Annotated in this window: 21 protein-coding genes and 1 other annotated feature; of the genes, 18 read left to right on the top strand and 3 right to left on the bottom strand. The window is 52.1% G+C overall.

Annotated elements, in window-relative coordinates; genetic code table 11:
- Window positions 1-125: 125 nt before the first annotated feature.
- The 18 genes from ACOQPM_RS11445 to asd all read left to right on the top strand — a co-directional run bounded on the left by ACOQPM_RS11445 (window position 126) and on the right by asd (window position 21700).
- Complete coding sequence (locus tag ACOQPM_RS11445; protein WP_420629391.1) at window positions 126-377, top strand: type II toxin-antitoxin system Phd/YefM family antitoxin; 252 nt, start codon at window positions 126-128, stop codon at window positions 375-377.
- Complete coding sequence (locus ACOQPM_RS11440) at window positions 374-628, top strand: Txe/YoeB family addiction module toxin (RefSeq protein ID WP_420629390.1); 255 nt, start codon at window positions 374-376, stop codon at window positions 626-628. Before ACOQPM_RS11445 ends, ACOQPM_RS11440 begins: the two co-directional genes overlap by 4 nt.
- 247 nt (window positions 629-875) lie before the next feature.
- On the top strand, window positions 876-1061 hold the full coding sequence (gene rpmF / locus ACOQPM_RS11435) for a 50S ribosomal protein L32 (RefSeq protein ID WP_420629389.1): 186 nt from the start codon (window positions 876-878) through the stop codon (window positions 1059-1061).
- A 73-nt stretch (window positions 1062-1134) separates the two neighbouring features.
- Complete coding sequence (gene fabD / locus ACOQPM_RS11430; protein ID WP_420629388.1) at window positions 1135-2046, top strand: ACP S-malonyltransferase; 912 nt, start codon at window positions 1135-1137, stop codon at window positions 2044-2046.
- A gap of 60 nt (window positions 2047-2106) precedes the next feature.
- Complete coding sequence (gene fabG / locus ACOQPM_RS11425; RefSeq protein ID WP_420629387.1) at window positions 2107-2856, top strand: 3-oxoacyl-[acyl-carrier-protein] reductase; 750 nt, start codon at window positions 2107-2109, stop codon at window positions 2854-2856.
- Between the two features lie 39 nt (window positions 2857-2895).
- Complete coding sequence (locus ACOQPM_RS11420) at window positions 2896-3261, top strand: Asp23/Gls24 family envelope stress response protein (RefSeq protein WP_420629386.1); 366 nt, start codon at window positions 2896-2898, stop codon at window positions 3259-3261.
- Between the two features lie 31 nt (window positions 3262-3292).
- Window positions 3293-3736, top strand: a complete 444-nt coding sequence (nusB, locus tag ACOQPM_RS11415; RefSeq protein WP_420629385.1) for a transcription antitermination factor NusB — start codon at window positions 3293-3295, stop codon at window positions 3734-3736.
- 12 nt (window positions 3737-3748) lie between these two features.
- Window positions 3749-4216: an NUDIX domain-containing protein gene (locus tag ACOQPM_RS11410; protein ID WP_420629384.1), complete on the top strand. Its 468-nt coding sequence runs from the start codon at window positions 3749-3751 to the stop codon at window positions 4214-4216.
- Window positions 4217-4551: 335 nt separating this feature from the next.
- A complete protein-coding gene (pheS, locus tag ACOQPM_RS11405) occupies window positions 4552-5577 on the top strand; it encodes a phenylalanine--tRNA ligase subunit alpha (RefSeq protein ID WP_420629383.1) in 1026 nt (341 codons plus the stop codon).
- A 50-nt stretch (window positions 5578-5627) separates the two neighbouring features.
- Window positions 5628-8165 (top strand): phenylalanine--tRNA ligase subunit beta, encoded by a 2538-nt coding sequence (gene pheT, locus ACOQPM_RS11400; RefSeq protein WP_420629382.1) that lies wholly within the window; start codon window positions 5628-5630, stop codon window positions 8163-8165.
- Window positions 8166-8304: 139 nt separating this feature from the next.
- Window positions 8305-8793, top strand: a complete 489-nt coding sequence (locus tag ACOQPM_RS11395; RefSeq protein WP_420629381.1) for a MarR family winged helix-turn-helix transcriptional regulator — start codon at window positions 8305-8307, stop codon at window positions 8791-8793.
- A 151-nt stretch (window positions 8794-8944) separates the two neighbouring features.
- Entirely contained in the window at window positions 8945-10675 is a 1731-nt protein-coding gene (locus ACOQPM_RS11390) for an extracellular solute-binding protein (RefSeq protein WP_420629380.1), read from the top strand.
- Window positions 10676-10877: 202 nt separating this feature from the next.
- Window positions 10878-12476 (top strand): maltose ABC transporter permease MalF, encoded by a 1599-nt coding sequence (malF, locus tag ACOQPM_RS11385; RefSeq protein WP_420629379.1) that lies wholly within the window; start codon window positions 10878-10880, stop codon window positions 12474-12476.
- A complete protein-coding gene (locus ACOQPM_RS11380) occupies window positions 12469-13386 on the top strand; it encodes a sugar ABC transporter permease (protein WP_420629378.1) in 918 nt (305 codons plus the stop codon). The genes malF and ACOQPM_RS11380 overlap by 8 nt, the downstream gene beginning before the upstream one ends.
- Window positions 13387-13501: 115 nt before the next feature.
- A complete protein-coding gene (locus ACOQPM_RS11375) occupies window positions 13502-15214 on the top strand; it encodes an alpha-amylase family glycosyl hydrolase (protein WP_420629377.1) in 1713 nt (570 codons plus the stop codon).
- 15 nt (window positions 15215-15229) lie between these two features.
- Window positions 15230-18379 carry an FG-GAP-like repeat-containing protein gene (locus ACOQPM_RS11370; protein ID WP_420629376.1) on the top strand — a complete coding sequence of 1050 codons (3150 nt, stop codon included), beginning with the start codon at window positions 15230-15232 and terminating at the stop codon, window positions 18377-18379.
- A gap of 135 nt (window positions 18380-18514) precedes the next feature.
- Complete coding sequence (locus ACOQPM_RS11365; protein ID WP_420629375.1) at window positions 18515-20212, top strand: alpha-amylase family glycosyl hydrolase; 1698 nt, start codon at window positions 18515-18517, stop codon at window positions 20210-20212.
- A gap of 91 nt (window positions 20213-20303) precedes the next feature.
- Window positions 20304-20548: a binding site (T-box leader), on the top strand.
- 96 nt (window positions 20549-20644) lie between these two features.
- Window positions 20645-21700, top strand: coding sequence for an aspartate-semialdehyde dehydrogenase (gene asd / locus ACOQPM_RS11360; RefSeq protein ID WP_420629374.1), 1056 nt, complete (start codon window positions 20645-20647; stop codon window positions 21698-21700).
- Between the two features lie 98 nt (window positions 21701-21798).
- Here the strand turns inward: asd and ACOQPM_RS11355 are convergent, their stop codons facing one another.
- The 3 genes from ACOQPM_RS11355 to ACOQPM_RS11345 form a co-directional block, all read right to left on the bottom strand.
- Window positions 21799-22575, bottom strand: coding sequence for a helix-turn-helix domain-containing protein (locus ACOQPM_RS11355; RefSeq protein WP_420629373.1), 777 nt, complete (start codon window positions 22573-22575; stop codon window positions 21799-21801).
- Window positions 22576-22596: 21 nt separating this feature from the next.
- A complete protein-coding gene (locus tag ACOQPM_RS11350; RefSeq protein ID WP_420629372.1) occupies window positions 22597-23001 on the bottom strand; it encodes an SRPBCC family protein in 405 nt (134 codons plus the stop codon).
- Window positions 23002-23127: 126 nt separating this feature from the next.
- Entirely contained in the window at window positions 23128-24198 is a 1071-nt protein-coding gene (locus tag ACOQPM_RS11345; protein WP_420629371.1) for a metal ABC transporter substrate-binding protein, read from the bottom strand.
- Between the last annotated feature and the right edge of the window lie 18 nt (window positions 24199-24216).

The following is a 24216-nucleotide window of genomic DNA, read 5'->3' as shown; positions in this document are numbered from 1 at the left end:
CAGCCTGTACACAAGCTCACTTGACTCTGCAGAGTAGGCAGCGAATATGTTGTGGAAGCTACACGTTGCAATCAGCTCGTCAATTATGTACAATAAACTGTACATGCTTACACAAGGAGCGATAGATGGAAACAGTAAATTACACATGGGCAAGAAATAATCTGGCAAAAACTATTGCCAAAGTGTACGATGATCATGCGCCGCTAATCATCACTCGTAAAAACCAACAGCATGTAGTTCTCATCTCACTGGAAGATTATCAAGCTATGGAAGAGACCGCATATCTGCTTCGTAGTCCGCGTAACGCGCAGCGATTGCTGGAATCCATTTTGGAATTAGAGGGCGGTGATGGTCAAGAGAGAGAGTTGCTCGAGTGAAACTGATCTTTTCTGAACACGCCTGGGATGATTACTTGTATTGGCAAAAAACAGATAAAAAGATAGTCAAGCGAATCAACAGATTGATTAAGGAAATCCAGCGAACCCCCCATGAGGGAATCGGGAAACCTGAGCCGTTGAAACACGCACTCACGGGGTACTGGTCGCGTCGCATAAATCACGAACATCGCATTGTATACAAAGTGGAAAAAGGTAGTTTACGAATCGCTCAGCTTCGCCATCACTATTAACGAGGAAAGTATTCTGGAATCAGGATTCTATGCCTGGTCGTGGATGCCCTTAACAACCAAAACATTTTCAAGGCATTGAGGCTCTGCATACCTGAGTCTAGCTGACTTCCTCGCTCCTCACATTTTTCTTGACAGTCAAGCGGGTGTGGCTATAATTGCCAGTCGCGGCGAATTTGCCGCTTGTTTTTTGTTAAGTAGAGAAATTATTAGCAGGTTGAAGCCTGAATTAGTTAGAGAGGATGTTGTTATGGGTGCTGTACCAAAGCGAAGAATTTCCAAAGCACGTCGTGGTCGGCGGCGAGCACACGATGCCTTGAAGACATTCCACCTAGTGGAATGCCCAGATTGCGGCAAGATGAAGCGTTCCCATCACGTTTGCCTTGAGTGTGGCAAATACAATGGTCGCCAGATTTTGCCGGTTGCCGAAGCTTAGTTCGTTTGGAAAAGAGGCCGTTATTAAGCGGCCTTTTCTCTTTTAGCTACAATAATTTTTTGGACATTATCAAGTGAGTAGTGCATATCTTTTCCCTGGACAAGGGTCACAGCACGTGGGCATGGGGTTGGAGCTTTACCAAAACACCCCTGAGGCGCGTGCTGTTTTTGATCAGGCAGATGAACAATTGGGCTTTGCTCTCTCAAAACTTTGCTTTGAGGGGCCGGAAGAAACGCTAACTGATACGGTGAACCAGCAGCCAGCACTGTTTGTTACGAGCATGGCAATGTGGCAACGTATGCAGACACAAGGTTGGGAGATGCCTGCCTATGTAGCTGGGCATAGTTTGGGTGAGCTTTCGGCGTTAACGGCCGTAAACGCAATCACTTTTGCCGATGGGTTACGCTTGGTAAGGCAGCGTGGCGAACTAATGAAAGCGGCAGGCGAACGGGAGCCAGGCGCAATGGCCGCCATCCTGGCTTTGGACATCCCCACCGTGCAGCAAATTTGTGAGCAAGCCAGTGATGAAGATGGCACAGTGCAAGTAGCCAATGACAACTGCCCAGGGCAAGTGGTCATTTCTGGCGATGAAGCAGCCTTAATGCGAGCCGTGGCGCTAGCGGAAGAAGCGAAAGCCCGTAAAGTTGTTAAGTTGCCTATCACGATCGCAGCTCATTCTCGATTGATGGCCTCGGCAGCAGAAGCGTTTGCCCAGGCGGTAGACGCCACCCCAATTGAGGCACCCACCGTTCCCGTGATTGCCAACGTAACGGCAACGCCATTGACAACACCAGACCAAATTCGGGAAGAGCTAAAGGCGCAACTCACGGCTGGGGTTTCCTGGACGAATTCGATGAATTACTTGTTGGAACAGGGCGTTGACACCTTTGTGGAAGTTGGCCCTGGCGATACGTTACTCAGCTTCATGAAGCGCATTCACCGCAAATCGAAGCGGGTGAAGTTGAGCTTTGGTGAAAATTTTTAGGACAATTTCCAGACTACAAAAGTCTTTGAGACTTTTGTAGTCTCTGGTGGAGGAAGGGTTGTGGCATTGTTAGCAGGGAAAGTAGCAGTTGTTACGGGGGCGTCTCGTGGTATTGGGCGAGCCATTGCGGAAGATTTGGCGACGCACGGCGCGAAGGTGGTTATCAACTATAATTCCAGTAGCGCGGCGGCAGAAGAGGTGGTTGCAGCTATTCAGGAAAATGGTGGGGAAGCAACGGCCGTTCAGGCCGATGTCTCCCAGTTTGAAGCAGCCCAAAAGTTGATAAAAACCGCCACCGACACCTATGGTCAAATTGACATTTTGGTCAACAACGCGGGAACCACACGCGACACTTTGCTCATGATGATGAAGGAAGACCAGTGGGACACAGTGATTGATACAAACCTGAAAAGTGTATTTAATTGCTGCAAAGCGGCCGTTCGGCCTATGGTGCGGAAGAAGCAAGGCGGCCGTATCATCAACATCTCCTCTGTCGTGGCTCTTATTGGGCAAGGTGGGCAAACCAACTACGCGGCTTCCAAAGCGGGCATCATCGGCTTTTCCAAATCTCTGGCTAAAGAGATTGGCTCGCGGAACATTACCGTCAATGTCATAACCCCCGGCTTCTTCCCCACTGCGCTAACCGAAGTACTTGAAGATGATGTTGTGAGCGAATCCAAAAAGCTCATCCCACTTGGTCGCTGGGGAAAATTGCCAGAGGTAGCGTATCTGGTATCATTTTTAGCGTCAGACAAGGCCGCATACATCACGGGTCAGGTAATTAGTGTGGATGGCGGCATTGCCATGTAACCAAGAACCTACTGCGCCTAAAGCAGGGAGCAAACAATAATGGAAAACGTACAAGAAAGCATTGGCCGCATTGAGGTTGCCCCGGACGTTTTGGTAACAATTGCCCATTTTGCCAGCCTTCGGGTTGAAGGGGTAGCCAAAATGGCACCCATTCCGGCAGATGTAGCACGGCTTTTCCGCCGTGAATCTCGTCAGTCTGGCATTTTGCTGGACCTGACAGAAGATAACAAGGTTAAATTTGATATTTACGTTATAATGAGCCCGCACGTAAACATTATGGAGACCAGTAAGCGTCTGCAAACGGCCGTTGCCGAAGCAATTGATACGATGGTCGGAATTTCCGTAGAAGCGGTCAACGTGCATGTGGAAGATGTTGTCTATGCTCAGGAAGAATCCACCGATTGACTCCTGACCATTGGTATGACCGTCTGAGACTATGAAAACTAGACGTCGCGCTCGGCGCGTAACCCTGGAAACGCTTTACGAATACGACATTGCTGACCACCCACCGGGTGAAGTGCTAGAACGTCGTTTGTTGGATAACCCCATGGAAAAAACGGGCGTCGAGTTTGCCTCCCGCCTCATTCAGGGCGTGATTCAGCACCAGGACGAGATGGACACCCTCATTGCCCAATACGCTCCGGAATGGCCGCTGGATCAGATGGCCGTCATTGATCGTAACATTCTCCGCATCGCCATTTTTGAATTTCTAATTGAAGCTGAAACCCCCGTAAAAGTTGCTATCAATGAAGCCGTTGAATTGGCCAAAACGTATGGCTCAGACAGCGCGCCACGCTTCATCAACGGTGTTTTAGGCACACTTGCTGACCATATTCCCCAGTTAAAAGAACAGTTCCTCCCCTTACCCGTTCCCGAATAATCTAACCTGATCATGGCCACCATCGTTTGCTACGATATTTACGGCAATGCAGTTCCCGTTGCCGCAGAATCGATCACATTTCGCCCCGCTGTTTATGGCATATACATTGAGAATAGCCAGATTTTGCTGCAAAAACAGCCAGAGACTGGTCTGTGGCACCCGCCTGGTACAATGCTCACCGCCAGCGACACACCCACGCAGGTTATTCGACAATACTTTCGGCAGCTTGTTGGCCTTACGCCAGCGATTGGTTCACTCCTTTTTGTAGAAGATCAATATTTTTTGGACGAGGCGCGTCGAGCCTGGAAACTTTCGGCGATGTATTATGGTTTGGAACGGCCGTTAACCACCGCCACAGCCCTCATCGAAACCGATGAAACCAATCCAACCGAATGGATTCCTCTCGCAAATTTGCAGCGCGACCAATTCCAATTTGGCTACGAAGCCGTACAAGCAGGAAAATTGCAGCAAAAATTATGACCTTGACACACCTCCTGCCCAGTGCTATTATGCGCCCACGATGAACCAACAACGATTTTTTAGCTTCTTCTTTTTTATGGACTCTTACGCTGCGTTTGCGCCGGAGGTTCGTTCTGCCTGAGAAGAAGCAGTAAAATACGAACTTGCTCTGAAAGACGCGGCCAACACCGCGTCTTTTTTTGTGTCTTTGGACAAGAACCGATAAACTTTTCGCTTGGAATTATTAGCGCCAGGCTTGTACTGAGCGTAGCCGAAGTAGAACGCAGAGAAATAAGAGAAAACTCTCTAAAACCTCTGTGTACTCTCTGGCAAAAAATCATCTTAGGAAGTTAATTATGCTAGACCAACTGGAATCATTGTATGAAGCATCGCTGGCCAAGCTGGGGGATGTGTCGAGTACGGCCGTACTCGACACCTGGTACCGCGACACTTTAGGTCGCAAAGGGAGCATCTATTTGATGACCCGCCAGGTCGGGCAACTCAGTGCCGAGGAACGGCCGATTTTCGGCAAGCGGATCAACGTCGTCAAAAATGAGCTGGAAGCTGCCTACTCAGCGCGGCAGGCAGAGCTAAAAGCAACCGAACTGGCCGACAAGATCGCCAGCTCCGCCATTGACGTGACCTTGCCAGGACGGCCGTTAACCACAGGAGGACTACACGTCATCACCCAAACCCTGCGCGACATCTACCGCATTTTCGGCGATATGGGCTTTCAAATCTACCGCTCACCCGATGTGGAAACCGACGCCTACAACTTTGAACTGCTCAACTTCCCACCCCACCACCCGGCGCGGGAAATGCAAGACAGCTTCTACACCGAAAATCCGGACGTGATTCTGCGAACCCACACCAGTGCCGGACAAATTCGTGCCATGCGTGAATATTATCCCGAACCAGTGCGCGTCATCCTGCCCGGTATGTGCTACCGCAACGAGCAAATCACCACCCGCAGCAGCATCCAGTTCACCCAGGTAGAAGGGCTCGCCGTCGGCACGGCTATCACCTTTGCCGACCTTAAAGGGACGCTCACCGAGTTTGCCCGACGCCTCTTCGGTGCCAACCGCCAAACCCGCTTCCGCGCCAGCTACTTCCCCTTCACCGAACCCAGCGCAGAGATGGACGTGACCTGCTTTTTATGCGATGCCAAAGGGTGCCAAGTGTGCAAATACACTGGCTGGCTGGAAATTTTGGGCAGCGGCATGGTACACCCCAACGTGCTACGTAACGGCGGCTACGATCCCGAAATTTATACGGGCCTCGCCTTCGGCATGGGGCCAGAGCGCGTCGCCATGCTTCGCTACGGCATTGATGATATTCGGCAGTTTTGGAATAATGATTTACGGTTCCTCAAACAGTTTTAAAACGTGAAACGTGAATACCTTATCACGTTTCACGCCTCACGGAGTAAATAATGCTTGTACCACTCTCATGGCTTAAAGATTTCGTTACGATTGACATCCCCGTCGCACAGGTAGACCGCCTGCTAACCAACGCGGGATTGGAAGTAAAAACTATTGACTATTTCGGCATTCCTGGCGCAGATTTAGAATGGAATCGTGAGCTGGTTCTGCTGGCACACCTGCTCAAGGTGGAGCAACATCCCAACGCGGATCGGCTGGTACTGGCGACCGTCGCCTATGGCAACGGCCGTACCAAAACCGTTGTCACCGGCGCACCCAACTTGTTCGATTATCGCGGGCAAGGGGACATTAGTAGCTCGCAAATTTACTCACCCCTCGCCTTGGAAGGTTCCGTTTTGTATGACGGCCACAAAGAAGGCTTAGCCAAAACCAAGCTCAAAGGGCGCGAGCTGCGCGGCATCTACAACGACGCCATGCTCTGCTCCGAAAAAGAGCTGGGCATTAGCGAAGAACATGAAGGCATCATTCTCATTCAAAAAGATGCTCACGCGCCCGACTACCAGGCCGGGACGCCGCTGCAAGATGTGCTGGGCGACGCCGTGCTGGAAATTGACATCATCCCCAACATCGCCCGCTGCGCCTCCATCGTCGGCGTCGCTCGTGAATACGCCGCCCTCACCCACCAACCCATCCGCTACCCAGATTATTCGGTGAAGATGGAGGGGGAAAAGGTAGACGGCCGTATCCAACTCACCACCGAAGAACCCGAACTCAATCCCCGCTTCGTCGGCTACATCATCGAAGGCGTACAGCAAACCGCCAGCCCCTACTGGATGCAGCATAGGCTCCGCCTCGCTGGGCAGCGTCCCATCAACGTCGTCGTAGACATCTCCAACTACGTCATGCTAGAGATGGGGCAGCCCAACCACACCTTCGACTACGACTTCTTGCGCCAGCGCGCCGACCAGTACAACCCCGATGGCCCCATCCACATCAACACCCGCCTGCCCCACGACGGCGAAACGCTCACCACGCTAGATGGCATCAGCCACAAGCTGGCACCGTACAGCATTTTGGTGACCGACCCGCAGGGCAACCTCAGTTTAGGCGGCGTGATGGGTGGCGCAGACAGCGAAATCAAGCCTGAAACGCAAAATGTCTTCCTGGAAGCGGCCGCCTGGAATTTCATCAACATCCGCCGCACCAGCAGTAAGCTGGGCATCCACACCGACGCGGCTTTCCGTTTCAGCCGAGGTGTGCATCCTAGCCAAGCGTTGCTGGGCGCAACCCGCGCTGCCGACCTACTGAACAAATTGGCAGGCGGCACCGTCGCCAACGGTGTCATTGACACTTACCCCAATCCGCCAGAACCCGTCACCGTGACGCTCAAGCTGGACTATGCCCGCCGTCTGAGCGGCCTGGATTTAAGCGGTGAGGAAATGGCCGCTCTGCTGGCGCGGCTTGAATTTGAAGCCGAGGTACACGACGATCATCTCATCGTTACCGCGCCAGACCACCGCATGGACATTGAAGGGCCGCACGATTTGGTAGAAGAAATTTGCCGCATGTATGGCTACGATAACATCCCCTCCACCGTGCTGTCTGATGTGCTGCCACCGCAGCGAGGCAATGCCCAGCTAGAGCAGGAAGAGCGCATCAAAGACACGCTAGTGCAGGCCGGGCTGCAAGAATTGATTACCTTCCGCCTTACTTCCAAAGCGCAGGAAGCCAAGTTGATTCCGCAAAATCACGCAGCTGGGCCAGATGGACGGCCGTATGTCACCCTCACCAATCCCCTCTCTGCCGAACGGGCCGACATGCGCCATAGTCTGCTTGCCTCCGTCGTGGAAATTGCCGCCCACAACAGCCGCTTCCAGAATCGTCTGGCCATGTTCGAGGTCGGCCCCGTCTTCATCGCTGACGAGGATGAGATTTTGCCCCAGGAACAAACGCGCCTTTCCGTCGTACTCAGCGGGCAGCGCACCGTGTTGGGCTGGCAAAATGGGGACGCTGGCAGTTACGACTTCTTCGATTTGAAAGGTGTGCTGGAAGCGCTGTTCAACGAGCTGCATCTGAACATCAGTTATGAACCAGTGGATCATCCCACTTACCGTCCTGGCCGCACCGCGCGGCTGCTGCTGGGCGAAAACCAGGTCGGCGTGATGGGTGAGCTGCACCCGCTAGTTGTTGAGCAGTTCGATGTGCAGTTGGAAAACAGCGACCAACCCGTCCTGGCGGCTGATATTGATCTGGATGCGCTCATCGCGCACATTCCTTCGCACTATCCCTACGACCCCATCTCGGCATATCCAGCCGTGCATGAGGATATTGCAGTGGTGGTGGACAAGAGTATTGAAGCAACGGCCGTTGCTGACATTATTCGCAAATCGGGCGGCTATTTGCTCAAGGACGTGCAGCTATTCGACCTGTACGAAGGCGAGCAAATCGGTGCAGGCAAGAAAAGCCTTGCCTACCACCTTACCTTCCAGTCGCCAGACAAAACCCTTACTGACAAAGTGGTGCAAAAGGTTCGTAAAAAGATTGTCGGGCAGCTTAAACACAGGCTACAGGCACAGCTGCGCCAGTAGAGATCAACATGTGAAATGACCAAAAATTGACCTAAAAAATTAGTTGACATGTCTAAAAAACAGTGATATAGTTGATACATCAACAGTTGAGATGTCAACTATATTTCGTGACTCTTCCAAGAGGATCTGCCTGAATAGCATGAGTGACAGGGAACTACTGTACAATCTTCTAAAACAAACCTTTATCCTCCTCGATGATGGTGATCGACAACTTTTTGGCCAGTTTGATCTAAGCCCAACCAGGTATTATTCATTACTTCATATTGCAGAAAAACCCGGACTCTCATCCAGCGAACTCAGCGATCGCCTCTTATGTGACAAAAGTAACGTGACGCGCATTGTCAAAGGACTAGAAAACACTGGCTATATTGTCCGCAAACCGCATGAATCAGACGGCCGTACCCTCCGCCTCTACCTCACTGAAAAAGGTCAATCTGTCTGCACAAAAATCTCTGCCGCTCATCAAACATACAACGACTTACGTCTAAGCTGCCTTAATGAAATATCCCAGGGCAATCTCCTGGAAAACCTGTCTCTTTTGAACGATTCCCTTCAAGAAGAGCTGGCCAAGCCCTTCGTATCGGTAAATGGAAATTCAAACGCTTCAGGTGAAAACGAACTACCCTGATGGATACCCAAATGTAGACATAAGATTACAATGAAAACCTAGTAAGTGGATACTATTGTTTACATCCAATAGAGGAGGTGATGCACTCAAAAAACCATATGCCAAAACGATTTCCAAATTTAACAAAATTCAATTCTATTTGAGGAGAGAGATGAACAACAAAAAATGGTACCTTATAGCTGTTTTCTTTTTACTGGGCGCCCTATTTTTAAGCGCCTGCGGTGGTAGCGAACCAGCCACAGAAGAAACGGCCGATGAACCGGCCACCACCGACACAACGGAAGAAGAAGCTGCAGATGAAGAGATGGAAGAAGAGGAAGCGGCTGACGAAGAAATGGAAGAAGAAGCCACAGATGAAGAGATGGAAGAAGAAGCGGCTGACGAAGAAATGGAAGAAGAAGCCACAGATGAAGAGATGGAAGAAGAAGCGGCTGACGAAGAAATGGAAGAAGAAGCCGCAGATGAAGAGTTCGATGTCTCCATCACCATTTGGGCTGACGACACCCGTGCGCCCATTCTTCTGGCACTGGCCGAAGATTTCCAGGCTGAATATGGCGTTGGTTTGGTTGTTGAGCAAGTAGCCGACATTCGTGACCAATTTGTCATCGCTGCCCCGGCTGGCGAAGGCCCCGACATCATCCTGGGCGCTCACGATTGGCTAGGCCAACTGGTAGACAGCGGCTTACTGGCTCCTATGGATCTGGGTGACAAAGCAGATTCATTCACTGATGTTTCCAAAACAGGCTTTACATTTGATGGACAGCTTTACGGAATGCCCTACGCTACCGAAAATCTAGCCTTCTTTTACAATACAGAGCTCGTTGCAGAACCGCCAACAACCTGGGCTGAGGTTATGGAAGTGGGTGGAGCACTACAGGCTGATGGCACTGTAACCTACGCAATGGGGCTCACTGGCACCACTTACGATGCCTTCCCGCTGCAAACGGCCTTTGGCGGTTATATCTTTGGCCAAGATGCTGACGGCAACTACGATCCCAGCGACGTTGGCATTGATAGTCCAGGCATGATTGCCGCTGGCGACTTCCTGCAACAAGCTGTTGCCGACGGCCTCATCAGCGACAGCACCGACTGGGACACCAACCACGTTCTGTTTGAAACTGGTGAGGTTCCCTTCCTCATGGCTGGCCCCTGGGCATTAAATCGAATTCGTGAATCCGGTGTCCCTTATGGCATCACAACTTTCCCAGATGGTGGACAGCCATTTGCTGGTGTACAAGGTTTCATGGTTAACGCCCTCAGTGAAAACGTTCTTCTAGCACAAGCATTCCTTACGGAGTTTGTTGCGACGGAAGAAGTAATGTCTGAACTGTATCTGGACGGGAATCGTCATTCTGCCTTCATCCCTGTCTTAGAAGCGACCGATGATCCAGATATCATCTTGTTTGGCGAAGCAGGTGTAGATGCTGTCCTCATGCCCGCCATCCCCGAAATGGGTGCTGTTTGGTCCTCTTGGGGTGATGCGTTTAGCCTTATCCTGACCCAGGAACTAACGGCCGACGAAGCTCTGACAACCGGTGCATTCCAAATCCGCGATCTCATTGGCAGCCTTGATACACTTGCCGATATGGTGAATGTACCTGGCTCCTGGCAAGCCGCTTCCGGCGCCTGTACAGGCGACTGGGATCCCGCTTGCGAAGGTTCAGCCCTGACAGACAATGGTGATGGCACCTTCTCTGGCACCTTTGACCTGCCTGCAGGCGATTACGAAGTGAAAGTTGCCCTGGCTGCTACCTGGGATACAAATTACGGCGTTGATGGCGAAGCAGATGGCGCGAACTACATGTTCACTATGTCCGCCGATGGTTCTGTAACCTTCACGTATGATTCAGAAACCAATCTGCTAGACATCGTCACCCCATAATTATCATTATGAAGAAAAAGAAGGTCGGGAAAATCCCGACCTTCTTTTTTAACTAAATTGATTTTGTTCGTAACTTGGTAATCAGGTAATTGAGTCATTTATACGGTCAATTACCCAATTACTAATTATTCAATGACTGAACGGTCATTGGGTTCCCCAATTTTGGTTAGACATCAAAGGCGTATTCTAAGGAGGAAGGAGAATGAGCGTCGTCCAAATGCAGGGCAGCGGCAAAAAAGGTCCCAACCAAACAACAACAGCTTCCAGTTTGATTTTCCGCTTGCTGTTTTTGTTTGTCTTCGACGCCGCCGCCATCTGGTTCATTATCAATACCTATAACAACGAAGCTTACTTTTTAGCAGCGGCCGTTGCTGTTGTTGCTATTCTGTTTAATGTTGTCTTTTTAAGAAGCAGTCTTTATCCGGTACGTTGGATGATGGTGGGATTTGGCTTTATGATCCTCTTTGTCATCTACCCCATACTCTTTACCATCTCCATTGCCTTTACCAACTTTGGTGATGGCCATCTCTTCACCAAAGACCAAGCCATTGAACAGATACAAAAACAAACCTATCTGCCTGAGGGAGGTTCAGCCTACCGCTGGACGGCATTCCGCACCGAAGATGATGCGTATGCCCTGTGGCTCATTGATGAAGCTGGCGACGTTTTCCTGGCGCGGCCGGGCGAACCAACCGTACCTGGCGTGGTAGGCGAAAATGGCGTAGGCGAACTGGATGACGATGGCGTGCCGTCCGAAATTGCAGGGTATCAAAAATTAAATACCCTCCTGGCCACCGCCGACGAGAACTTGGCCAATATCCTATTTGGTGAAGAGGATGGCGTCACGATTCAGGTGCGGTCGCCTCAGGAAGCGGCCGAATTACAGCCGCTTTATCTTTATGACCCTGAAACGGATATGATCACCAACCAGGAGACTGGCGTGGTTTACAGTCCCATTTTAGGCACTTTTACCTCTGTGGATGGCGATGAACTTCGCCCCGGATATCGGGCTTCAGTGGGAACCTTGAATTTCACCCGCTTTTTCACTAGCTCGGCGCTGCGTGGCCCTTTGGTTCGCATCGTTACCTGGAACTTTGCATTCGCTATTCTCAGCGTAGTTACCACATTTGCGCTAGGTTTGGCAATTGCTCTCATTTACAACGATCCAGATTTTCCCTTCAAGAAGATCATTCGCTCCTTTTTGCTAATTCCTTACACCATCCCCTCGTTAATTACCATCATTATCTGGCGAGGGATGATGAACCCTGAAGTGGGTGTGATTAACCGCATGTTGGAATCGGTGATCAATTTTTCACCCCCCTGGTTTACTGACCCTATCTGGGCAAAGGTAGCGATTTTGCTCATCAATTTGTGGCTGGGCTACCCATATTTCATGCTTATTACCAGCGGTGCGTTGCAATCCATTCCCCAAGATATTTATAGCGCGGCCGAAGTGGATGGTGCTTCAAACTGGCAGCGTTTTTGGAAGATTACGCTGCCACTGTTGCTGGTTTCAGTTGGCCCCTTGCTCGTTGCGTCATTTACCTTTAACTTCAACAATTTCAACCTGATCTTCCTCTTCATAAACGGGGGGCCGCCTATTGCGGGTGCCACTGCACGAGCCGGTCATACCGATATTTTGATTAGCTATGTTTACAATCTGGCCTTTGCCGGTGGGCGCGGCCAGGATTATGGTCTGGCTTCGGCTATTACCATTGTCATTTTCTTAATTGTAGGCGCCATTACGCTGTTCCAATTTAGATACACAAATATGTGGGAGGAGATAAGCGAAAATGTCTAGTATTCAAGTATCTGGTGAAAAACGTGGTGGCTTATTAAGCCGAGTGCGACAGTCACAAACTTTGCAAAAGCGGTTAAGCATTGGCATTCGCCTGGTTATCTCCGTATTTTTGATCATTTTTGCCGTTTTTCCGGTGGTTTGGGTTCTTTCAGCTTCTTTTAACCCCATTGCCACGCTGGCTAACCAAAGGCTTATCCCTGAAAATGCAGGTCTGGGAAATTATACAGAGCTGCTCACGAGCGAGATTTTTCCTTATTGGCGTTGGTTTTGGAATTCGATCAAGATTTCCTCGATCTCAACCGTGCTGTCTGTGTCCATTACGACGGTAGCAGCCTTTGCTTTTTCCCGGTTCCGCTTTACAGGGCGGCAAAATCTGCTGAAGCTAATCTTGCTCATCCAGGTATTTCCTGGCTTGCTGGCAATTGTGGCTATTTTCTTGATGATTTCTGACGTGGGTGATGTGATTCCTTTCGTTGGCCTGGATACCCATGCCGGTTTGATTTTGGTATACATGGGTGGCGCAATGGGCATCAACATCTGGCTGATGAAGGGCTTTTTTGACACGATTCCCCGCGCAATTGATGAAAGCGCGATGGTGGATGGTGCCTCTCATTGGTACATTTTCACCCGCTTGCTGCTGCCTTTGATGCGGCCGATTTTGGTGGTCATCGGCATTTTGTCTTTCATTGGCACCTACGGCGACTTTGTTTTGGCGCGTATTTTGCTGAAAAGCACGGAGCAATATACGCTGATGGTCGGGTTACAAATCTTTACCTCCGGGCAGTTTGCCCAACAGTGGGGGCAGTTTACGGCTGGGGCGCTTATTGGTGCTTTGCCTATCATGATTGTTTACCTGGCTTTGCAAGACCAAATTGTAGGTGGTTTGACTCAAGGGGCTGTGAAAGGATAAGTAATAATTAATTGTGAATGTAAATGGTTAATTGTTAATGTTATTAAGGCCGTTTCCAAAAAGACCCGTTCGGTTCGGTGAAGAAGGAAACGGCCGTTTTTAATAGGAGCCTTCTATGCAAAAACGCCTGTTTCTCATCTTCCTGACGCTCATCTTTGTGCTGATTGCCTGTGACGGGGCAACCCCAACCCGGCAACCAACTGCGACGTCGGATGGTGATGTGGGAACGGCCATTGCCACCGAACCCACCACCCCAGCACCCACCAACACACCCAGCCCCACCGCCACGCCAGACCCCTTCGAGAGCGGCACCAACGGCTTTCCCTGGTGGAATGACCTCGTTTTTTATGAAATCTTCGTCCGCAGCTTCTACGACAGTGACGGCGACGGCGTTGGCGACCTGAACGGCGTCATTGAAAAACTGGACTATTTGAACGATGGCGACCCCACCACCACCGACGATCTCGGCGTTACCGGCATCTGGCTCATGCCCATCACCGTCTCCCCCAGCTACCACGGCTACGACGTTACCGACTACTTTCAGGTAGACCCAGAATATGGCACCAATGAAGACTTTTTGCGGCTGATGGACGAAGCCCACGCCCGCGGCATTCGCGTCATTGTTGACCTCGTCCTAAATCACACCTCCATCTCCCACCCCTGGTTTATCGAATCGCAAGACCCTGACTCTGAAAAGCGAGACTGGTACATCTGGGCCGAAGAAAATCCCGAATATCGTGGGCCAGACGGCCAAGTGGTGTGGCACAGCGGCGACAGTGGCTACTATTATGGTGTCTTCTGGAGCGGTATGCCCGACCTGAACTATGAAAACCCCAACGTCACCTTTGAGATGTTTGACGCCGCCCGGTTCTGGCTGGAAGAGATGAACGTTGATGGTTTCCGCCTTGATGCAATCAAACATATGATTGAAGAAGGAGAAGGACAACAAAACACACCTAGCACGCATGAGTGGCTACAAGAATTTTACCAATTTTATAAAGCAGTCAACCCGGATGCGCTAACCGTCGGCGAAGCATGGACAGGTACCCAACAAGTGGTTGAGTACACGGGTGATGAGGTAGACATTGCCTTCCAGTTCTTCCTGGCTGAAGATATTTTGAACACAGCCAGAGTTGGGCTGGGTCAAATTTACAGAGATACGCTTGTAGAAGTGTACGACTCTTTCCCAGCGAATCAGTACGCCACCTTCATCACCAATCACGACCAAAACCGGATCATGTCTCAACTGGATGAAGATGAGGGGCAAGCACGGGTTGCGGCCGCAATTTTGCTCACCAGCCCCGGCGTCCCCTTCATTTATTATGGCGAAGAGATTGGCATGACGGGCGTCAAGCCTGATGAAGATATTCGCCTGCCCATGCAGTGGGCCAGCAACGGCCCAAACGTTGGCTTTACCGAAGGCACGCCTTGGCGACCCGCCGCCGCTGATTTCCCGGTACGCAGCGTTGACCGCCAGACGGATGATCCCGATTCGCTCCTCAGCCTGTATCGTGATCTCGTTCACCTTCGCAACGCGCACGAGGCTTTGCGCGTGGGCGACTGGACGCCGGTAGAAGCAGGTTCACCCAGGCTGCTTACGTTCTTGCGCCAAACGGAAAATGAAACCGTGCTGGTTATCATCAATGCAAACAGAAATGCGGTGGGGGCTGATGATTACAGTCTGGATTTGGAGCTAGATGGAGCGGTTACGGCCGTTTCCCTCCACGGCCTCCAACCCAACAGCAACCCAACCAGCGGCGGCTACGTTCCCTTCGATGAAATCCCACCACAGTCGGTTCACATCATCCAGCTTGTACCCGAAGGATAGTGTAATCAAGCACAAATGAGTACCAAAAAACTTTTCATCTTCTTGATTTTCGTTTTTTTAGTTGCTTGCCAGCGGGTAGAATCAAACCAAGAAAATATGGATGACTGGGTGGAAACGGCCGTTTCCACCCAGTCATCCACCCCCCTCTTTCAAAACATCAGCCGCGCCGCTGGCATCACCCAAACCCGCCAGGGCAATGACCGCGCCATCGGCCAAGCCTGGGGTGATTATGACCGCGACGGCTGGGTTGACTTCTACGTAACCGATACAGAAGGCCCCAACAGCCTCTTCCGCAACAACGGCGACGGCACCTTTAGCCGCCCGCCGCTGGCTGAAACCATTGCCTTGCCAGAAGCCTACAGCGGTGGAGCTAGCTTCGCCGACTACAACAACGACGGCTGGCCAGACCTCTACGTGGTCAACTGGGGGCAAAACGTCCTCTTCCGCAATGAAGCGGGGCAGGGTTTTACCAACGTCACTTTCCAGGCAGGCGTAGGCGGCAAAGAAGACAACAGCCAAACCGCCTCCTGGGGCGACTACAACAACGACGGTTGGCTAGACCTCTACGTGGCAAACTGGGCTTGCTACCCGCAATGCGGCCGTCCCAATCAAGGCGATACCGACCGTCTTTACCACAACAACGGCGACGGCACCTTTACCGAAGTGACCCGCCTGCTAAACGGGCAAACCTACGGCGCAGGCTTTGTCGCCAGCTTCACCGACTACGACAACGACGGCGATCAAGACATCTACCTGGTTAACGATGAGTTTCTCTTCCCCATTGGCAACAAGCTGTGGCGCAACGATGGCCCCGGCTGTGCCGCCGAAGGAGACGAAGACCCGCTCGCTCACTGCTTTACCGAAATTGCGGAAGAAGCGGGGGCAGATACCCGCGTTATGGGCATGGGGCTGGCCACCAGTGACTACGACAACGACGGCGATTTTGATTTTTACTTCTCCAACGCCGGGCCGATGACCCTGCTGCAAAATCAAGGAGACGGCCGTTTCCACGATGTGGCGCAACAGGCAGGGGTTGAGATGTCTCAGAACATCGCCTGGGCCGCCACCGCCCTGGATTATGATAACGATGGCTGGCAAGATTTGTACCTGGCTGTCATGACCACTGCCGACCACCAGGGCATTGCCGCCAATCCGCTCTTCCACAACAACGGCGATGGCACCTTTAGCCGCGTCAGCTCCGGCAGCGGCGCGGGCGATGTTGGCCCTACCATGGGCATCGCCCTGGCCGACTTTGACAACGACGGCTGGGTTGATCTGCTGCTGGGCAACAAAGATGAAGGGTATAGCCTGCTTCACAACCAAAGCGGTGACCAATCAGGGAACAACTGGCTCACGCTAGAGCTGGTTGGCGCGGGGCCGGTTAATCGGGACGGCGTGGGCAGCCGCGTCACCATCCGCACGGCCGATGGCAATGTGCAAATGCGCGAGGTGCAAAACGGCAGCAGCCTGGGAGCTGGGCATGACCTGCGGCTCCATTTTGGCCTGGGCGCGTTTGAATTGGTGGATGAGTTGACGATTCGTTGGCCAGACGGCCGTACCCAAACCTTCACCAACATCCCCACCAACCGCCAAATCAGCCTGCCCTACCCGCTGGACGCCGCCGCCGAAGCCGCCCAGCAAGCTGCCCTCTACCCGCTCACCAGTAACGTACCAGCCACTAACAAACTACCCACAAACCTCCTTATCGCTGCCAATGCAATCGCTTGGCTGGGGCTGTTCCTGCTCATCTTTCGTTATCGCCACAATTTGGGAATTAGCTGGCAGAGCTTGCGCTGGGTGGGCATGTTGGTGATTTTGCTGGTAACGGCCGTTTACCTCTTCACCAATCTACAAGCCACATCTTCACCCCCTGAAACCCGTGAACCCGCAAACAGATTCACCGACCGTCTGGCCCAGGCCGGAGCCATCCCCCCCTTGCAGCTACCCGCCGCTTCCGAGGCAGAAGTTGCTTTAGGCCGCGCCCTGTTTTGGGATCCGATCCTCAGCGGCAACAAAGACATTGCCTGCGTCACCTGCCACCATCCCAACCTCGGCACCGGTGACGAGCTGGCACTGTCCATCGGCACGGGCGGGCAAGGATTGGGGCCAGAGCGGGTGCTGCTGCCCACCGCCCGGCAAGTTTTGGTGCCGCGCAACGCCACGCCTATCTACAACCTGGGTCTGGACGGCATGGACGTGATGTTTTGGGACGGCCGTGTTTCCGCCATACCAGACGGCCAATTCGACAGCCCTGCCAACGACGATATGCCCTATAATCTGGCCAACGTCGTCGCCGTGCAGGCCATGTTCCCCGTCACCTCGCAAGACGAAATGCGTGGCCACCCCGGTGAAATAGATATTTTTGGCCAGCGCAACAGCCTGAGCCGCATCCGAAATCATCAAATCACCCTCATGTGGGAAATGCTAATGGCCGAACTGTTAGCTGTGCCTGCCTACCAGCAGATGTTCCAGGCTGCTTACCCCACGGTGCCGCTAGATGAACTCACCTTTGCCCATGCCGCCAACGCCCTGGCCGCCTACCAAATGGACACGTTTACTTTTTTAGACAGCCCCTGGGATCGCTATTTGCGGGGGGATGAGAGTGCGCTGTCGCCAGCGGCGTTGGCCGGAGCCGAGCTATTTTACGGCGAGGCGGGCTGCGCCGACTGCCACAGTGGGTCGCTGCTCAGCGACATGCAGTTCCACAACATCGGCGTGCCGCAAATTGGCCCCGGCAAGGGAAATGAAGCGCCGTTTGATTACGGCCGTGCCCGCGAAACTGGTGACGAGAGCGATCTATTTGCCTTCCGCACACCGCCGCTACGGAATGTGGCCATCACCGGCCCCTGGATGCACAATGGCGCGTATGCCACGCTGGAGGCAGTCATTCGACACCATCTAAATCCGCGCGAGGCCGTGACAACTTATGATTTTGGGCAGCTATCACTATTGGTTTTGGCAGAAGATTCTGGGGATACGGCCGTACACACCGTCGCCCTCAACGCCCCCTCCTTTGCCATACCCCAGGTAACCTTAACTGATTCAGAAATTACCGTTTTGCTTGCATTTTTAGAATCGCTCACCTCTCCATCGGCACTGGATTTAAGCCACACCATTCCCGATTCAGTACCCAGCGGGCTACAAGTTGGCGGCTCTATCAACTAATAAAATTTCAGGCAGAGTAACACCTGATTTTTATCAGCAGATCACACAGATTGAAAAGATTTTTATCTACTTAATCTGCGAAATCTGTTGATTATTCTATTTTGAATGGCACATTGTTATGAGGCAGAAAAGTAAATGGACGATTTTGTATTCGGCTCACTTTCCACCACTGAAAAAAGACTGAACTATTATCAAAAATGGCGGCAAGGCGTGAAGCATCACAGCCTGATCATGCCGCGCGCCCCGCAGGCGGACGATCCCCCTGTACTCACCGTCATTGTGGGGCTGCCCCAGCTCATTGACCGGATTGAGTGTGAGGTGATCCTGCCAGAAACGGCCGTTTATCAATTTACCCGCAGCCAAACAGAGTGGGATCTGCTCAACTGGCAATATTTGCAACATTGGCAAGTTACTCTGCCGCCACAGCCTGATGGCATCCTGGTGCGCTACGCCATCAAAGCATACCCTGCCGACGGCTCCGATCCAATCTTGGCAGACGACGGCGAAATCTTCTCTTACTACGTTGGCCCCAGCGAGCCACCCGCCTGGAGTCAGGAAGCCATTGTGTACCAGATTTTCCCCGACCGATTTTTTGTGGGAAACGGCCGTTCCTGGAACCCCGCCCAATCCCTCAACGATATCTACGGCGGCACCCTGCGCGGCATCATCCAAAAGCTGGATTACGTCGCCGAGATGGGCTTCAACGCCATCTGGCTCAACCCCTTCTTCCCAGATGAGAGCCACCACGGCTACCACGCCACCGACTACTTCACCGTAAATCCCCGCCTGGGCAGCATGGACGACATCCGCGAGCTGGTAGCAACCGCCCACAGCAAAGGCATTCGTCTGCTGCTAGACTTTGTGGCTAACCATTGGGGCAGCGAACACCATAGCTTCCAGGAAGCCATCCGCGATCCGCACAGCTCCTATGTCGGCTGGTACAACTGGATTGATTATCCGCATGATTACGAAACCTTTTTTGGTGTAATGGATTTGCCTCAAGTCAACGTCAATAATCCCGAAGTCCGCAAATATCTGCTGGATAGCGTGCGCTTTTGGCTGGGAGATGTCGGCTTCGACGGCCTGCGCCTGGACTACGCCCTGGGCCCCACCCACGACTTTTGGACGGAGCTGAGGGCTACCGTCAAACAAATCAAGCCTGACGCCTGGATTTTTGGCGAAGTGGTAGAAACGCCCACCACCCTGCTGAGTTACGACGGCCGTTTAGACGGCTGCCTTGATTTCTCGCTGGAGCAAGCCATGCGAGACACCTTTGCCCTCCAGCGCATGACCATCTCCGAATTTGCCAGTTTCTTGATTAAGCACGAACGCTTCTTCCCGGAAACATACAGTCGCCCCAGCTTTTTAGACAACCACGACATGAACCGTTTTTACTTCGCCGCTGGCCACGACAAACGCAAGCTGAAGCTGGCGGCACTGTGCCAATTTACGCTGGTTGGCCCGCCCATCGTGTACAACGGCACCGAGGTGGGCGTGAAGCAACTCAGAAGCATGTCTGACCCGAACAGCGCAGGCATGGAGGAAAATCGCCAGCCAATGCTGTGGGGCGATGAGCAAGATGATGAAATTCGAGACTATTTCCGCTGGCTCATCCAATTTCGTAAGGCGCACCCCGCTTTGCGGCACGGCCGTTCCCAAATCCTCCATGCGAATGATCACACACTGGTGTACGCGCGAACCAATGAGCAAGAAATGATTTGGGTGGCACTGAATGTGAGCGAGGAAGCGCAGGCGGTTACGGCCGTGCACCAAAACCACCAGCATACTTTCACCCTCCAACCCTGGTCTGGCGACGTTCATTGCTTTGATTGAGAAACCTTTGGAAACTCTCAAAAATGCTTGACAGGTCAACCAGATTCTCTATAATCCAGCGAAATTTACAAGGCGACAAACCTGTCGCCCCGTAAAAGCCATGATCAGGACGAGTAAGGATTAAGCCTGTACCAGAGAACGGAGCGCCATCGGCTGCGAGCCTCCGCAACAAAGATAATCCCCAAAACCCCCTGAGAGCGACTTCCTGAACAATTTTTAGTAAGGAAGCACGGTTGGCCCCGTTAACGGCCGTTTCAAGGGTAATCTGTCATCGGTTAATGTTCACCGACCAATGATTACCGAATTGGGTGGAACCGCGACGCCGTCGCCCCATTGTGGGTGATGGCGTTTTTTATTGTTGGAGATGAGGAGATTGGAGATTGAACGCGATGTACTTACAAATCTCCAATCTCCCTAAATGGAGAGTTAATTATGAGTAGCAAAATCCCCGTCGGCATTTTGGCCGCCACTGGCTCAGTCGGTCAACGTTTTATTCAACATCTGGTCGGCCATCCCTGGTTTGAAATCACCGCCCTTACTGGCTCCGAGCGCACAGCAGGACGGCCGTATGGCGAAGGCGTAAATTGGCTGCTCCCTGGCGACCCGCCCGCTGCCGTTGCCGAGATGATCGTCCAGCCCACCGAGCCAAATCTGGCACCCCGCGTTCTCTTCTCTGCCCTGCCCACCGCCCAGGCGCGTGAGCTAGAGCCGAAGTTTGCCCAGGCAGGCTACATCGTCCTCACCAACGCCTCGCCGTTCCGTATGGACCCGTGCGTGCCATTGCTCATCCCAGAGGTGAACCCAGACCATACGGCACTCATCCCCCGCCAAAAAGAGGCATACGGTTGGGACGGCTGGATTGTGGCCAACGCCAACTGCTCCACAACCAGCATTGTGCTGCCGTTACAAATTTTGCACCAGACTTTTGGGATAGAAACGGCCGTTGTCACCACACTCCAAGCCATTTCCGGCGCGGGCTACCCCGGCGTCCCCTCGCTAGACATCATAGACAACATTGTCCCCTACATTGGCGGGGAAGATGGCAAGCTGGAAACTGAACCCCGCAAGCTGTGCGGCACCTATCAGGATGGCGAAATTGAAATGGCCCCCTTCAAAGTCAGCGCCCAAGCCAACCGCGTACCGGTGATAGACGGCCATCTGGGCAGCGTCTCCGTCAAGCTCAGCCAATCCGCCTCCGCCGAAGAGGTCATCGAACTGTTCAAAACGTGGCAGCCGCCCGAAATCATCCGCAACCTACCTACCATGCCTGAATCGGTCTTCATTTACCGACCCGAAGCCAACCGCCCCCAGCCCCGCCTGGACCGGGACGCAGGCAACGGCCTCGCCTGGACCGTTGGCGGGGTGCGTAATTGCAAAGTCAACGACATCCGCTTCCTCTCCATCACGCACAACACCCTGCGTGGTGCAGCCAGCGGCTCGGTGTTAAATGCAGAATTGTTGGTCAAGCAAGGGTTTATCAAACGGTAAATCTGGGGGGTGAACACATTATGCAAACCACAGGAAGTATCTTGAAAACCGACGGGCGATTTTTCTGTGGTTTGCTCAAGTAGAAGCCAATTGCGCCATCATTGTATTTCAAAGTAGTTTTTGGCTTCTACATATGTGGCCGATTTTAAGTAGGCTGAAATAGTTGTCCCCATCACCTGCCTAAACTCATTTGCCAAGTGTGCCTGGTCACTGTAGCCACAACGCAACGCCAAATGTGCTAACGACACCTGTTGCTTACACCTCAACAAGTTCAAAACGTGTTGTATGCGTAAGGTAGTGCAAAACGTTTTAGGCGACAAGCCCGTGTGCCTTAAAAAGAGTCGTTCTAGCTGTCGTTGACTCACGCCCACATAGGCAGCAAGCTCTCTGATGGCAATATTGCCATAACGACTATTGGCCATCTCCATTGCCAACAAAACGTTGGGATTCTGGAAACGGCCGTTTACAGGATAATTCCGACAAACCGCGGCCTCAAGCAGATGCCTCTGTTCCATCCAACCCTTTGATTCATGAAGTTGGTGCGCCAAGGTCATCAAATCAATGCCCAAAACCTGATGGACATTGAAGGAGCTATCTTGCAGCTCCTTCAATAAAAAATCATTGAAGACAGAACCCGCATTGGGCACAAATTCAATCCCAAAATAAGCGGCTCCTTCAACAAAAGGGTACTGCTTTTGTTGGGTTACCGGGCCAGACAGCACCGTTTCAGCCGCAGAAGAATAAATTTTGATAACAAGTTGGGAGCCAAGGCTGGGTGGGACAATATACCCCTCATTCGGGTCAACGTCAGAGTCAGAATGCCAAATTGTGCTGACTAAGCTGCTCAAATATTTGGGCTTGGATTCTGTATACATGCCTCAACTATTTTGTGAATGTTACGCCTCTTTCAATTTCTGAATAACGCCAGCCACGTAAGAATCCCAGCCGCTGTCATGCGTGTCTCGGCTAGCTTCGCTCTGAAAACCTGAATGGGTAATCAGTAATTCAGTCCCATTGGCCAATTTGTTGAAATCAACGGTTATTTGGGTCACCTCGCCATCGCTATTCCACTCCCAACTATATACCAGTTGAGCGGGATAGGATACCGTCAGAAATTCACCCTTCATGATGGAGCTTCCTTGCGGGGATTCCACAATTAGGTGCAAGAAGCCGCCTACTTTTGGATCAACTTCAATTTTGCTAACCGGTGGGATCACAGTCTCCGGTGAAATCCAGGCTTCAAAAAGTCGCTCTGGCGGCAGATTGATACTGTATTTTTTATGGATCGTTAGCTCAGACATGATACTTTTCCTAATGTGGTGCAGTGCTTAAATAGCTAAACATTACCCGATTGGTCAACGCATGTCTTGTAAAAATGCGACATTTTCGCTGAAATCGGCGTTGCCAAAGCACAAGCCCCAAATAGGTTACTGCAAACCAGCAACAATGGCATCTACATTGGTACGAAACATGCTGATATAACTATCTGCGTTGCTGCCAGCCAGACCAAGTGCGCCGGTGTAGAGCGGTAAAACCTGCACCTCGTCGCACTCAATTAGCTCGCCTGCTACGGTTTGTGCCAACCCATCACTCACCGTCACTTCTGTGAAAATGGTGCAGACATCATGCTCTGCCATCGTCTCGATGAGATCTGTCAGGTCGCTGGCAGACGGTTCAGCCACGGTGCTATTGCCAGGGATGACCGTACCCAACACGGTAAAATCGTACGCCTTGGCAAAGTAGCTGAATGAACCGTGATTGGTAGCCAAAAAGCGACGATCTTCTGGAATTTGAGCCAGCTCGCTTGCCACATATGCTTCTAGCTCAGCCAGTTCGGCCAGGTAAGTAGCTGCGTTACGCTCAAATGTGTCTGCATTGGCCGGATCGAGGTCGCTTAAGACATGTTCTGCATTTTCCACCCACTGCTCAACGTTGTGAATTGAAAACCAAACATGCGGATCCGCGCCACTGTGTGCATGCTCATCCTCGTGTTCGTCTTCATGCCCGTCATTATGTTCATCGTCATGAACATCCTCACCAAAAGCTAACGGTTCGATGTTGGCAGAAATGGCTACAACCGGTACATCACCGCCGATCTCTTCCAAATCATGCACCAGTGCTTCTTCCAAATCCCAGCCATTTACAAAGATAACGTGGGCGTCAGCAACGGCCGTTAACGCCCGCGCACTTGGTTCAAAACTGTGGGGGTCTTGCCCTGGCCCCATCAAGGTGGTCAGCTCAATGGCCTCGCCGCCCACCTGCGCCACCACGTCCCCGATGATACTGGTGGTCGCCACGACCTTTAGCGGCGCACCATCCAAGGCTGCGGCTTCCAGTTCTGGCAGGGTGAGTACGCCTGCTTCGGTTTCGTGGTCGTGGTCACTTTCGTGATCGTCTTGGATGGATACGGCCGTTTCGCCTGCGCCAGAACAACCCACCACCAAAATGGCTCCAATGAGGAGCAACAGTATCCAGATTTGTTTATTTAGTTGTTTCATATTCACCCTTCTATATTG

Origin of the sequence: Candidatus Leptofilum sp., assembly GCF_965223525.1 — a bacterium.
Classification (GTDB): Bacteria; Chloroflexota; Anaerolineae; order Promineifilales; family Promineifilaceae; genus Leptofilum.
The sequence above is the reverse complement of the archived record's forward strand: the minus strand, read 5'-3'. Positions and strand labels throughout refer to the sequence as shown.

Coding starts and splice junctions, on each gene's coding strand:
- ACOQPM_RS11370 (WP_420629376.1), top strand. CDS start 15,230: ATGAGTACCAAAAAACTTTTCATCTTCTTGATTTTCGTTTTTTTAGTT.
- ACOQPM_RS11350 (WP_420629372.1), bottom strand. CDS start 23,001: ATGTCTGAGCTAACGATCCATAAAAAATACAGTATCAATCTGCCGCCA.
- ACOQPM_RS11345 (WP_420629371.1), bottom strand. CDS start 24,198: ATGAAACAACTAAATAAACAAATCTGGATACTGTTGCTCCTCATTGGA.
- ACOQPM_RS11355 (WP_420629373.1), bottom strand. CDS start 22,575: ATGTATACAGAATCCAAGCCCAAATATTTGAGCAGCTTAGTCAGCACA.
- ACOQPM_RS11445 (WP_420629391.1), top strand. CDS start 126: ATGGAAACAGTAAATTACACATGGGCAAGAAATAATCTGGCAAAAACT.
- malF (WP_420629379.1), top strand. CDS start 10,878: ATGAGCGTCGTCCAAATGCAGGGCAGCGGCAAAAAAGGTCCCAACCAA.
- nusB (WP_420629385.1), top strand. CDS start 3,293: ATGAAAACTAGACGTCGCGCTCGGCGCGTAACCCTGGAAACGCTTTAC.
- ACOQPM_RS11420 (WP_420629386.1), top strand. CDS start 2,896: ATGGAAAACGTACAAGAAAGCATTGGCCGCATTGAGGTTGCCCCGGAC.
- ACOQPM_RS11410 (WP_420629384.1), top strand. CDS start 3,749: ATGGCCACCATCGTTTGCTACGATATTTACGGCAATGCAGTTCCCGTT.
- ACOQPM_RS11390 (WP_420629380.1), top strand. CDS start 8,945: ATGAACAACAAAAAATGGTACCTTATAGCTGTTTTCTTTTTACTGGGC.
- ACOQPM_RS11375 (WP_420629377.1), top strand. CDS start 13,502: ATGCAAAAACGCCTGTTTCTCATCTTCCTGACGCTCATCTTTGTGCTG.
- asd (WP_420629374.1), top strand. CDS start 20,645: ATGAGTAGCAAAATCCCCGTCGGCATTTTGGCCGCCACTGGCTCAGTC.
- pheT (WP_420629382.1), top strand. CDS start 5,628: ATGCTTGTACCACTCTCATGGCTTAAAGATTTCGTTACGATTGACATC.
- ACOQPM_RS11365 (WP_420629375.1), top strand. CDS start 18,515: ATGGACGATTTTGTATTCGGCTCACTTTCCACCACTGAAAAAAGACTG.
- ACOQPM_RS11395 (WP_420629381.1), top strand. CDS start 8,305: ATGAGTGACAGGGAACTACTGTACAATCTTCTAAAACAAACCTTTATC.
- ACOQPM_RS11380 (WP_420629378.1), top strand. CDS start 12,469: ATGTCTAGTATTCAAGTATCTGGTGAAAAACGTGGTGGCTTATTAAGC.
- pheS (WP_420629383.1), top strand. CDS start 4,552: ATGCTAGACCAACTGGAATCATTGTATGAAGCATCGCTGGCCAAGCTG.
- rpmF (WP_420629389.1), top strand. CDS start 876: ATGGGTGCTGTACCAAAGCGAAGAATTTCCAAAGCACGTCGTGGTCGG.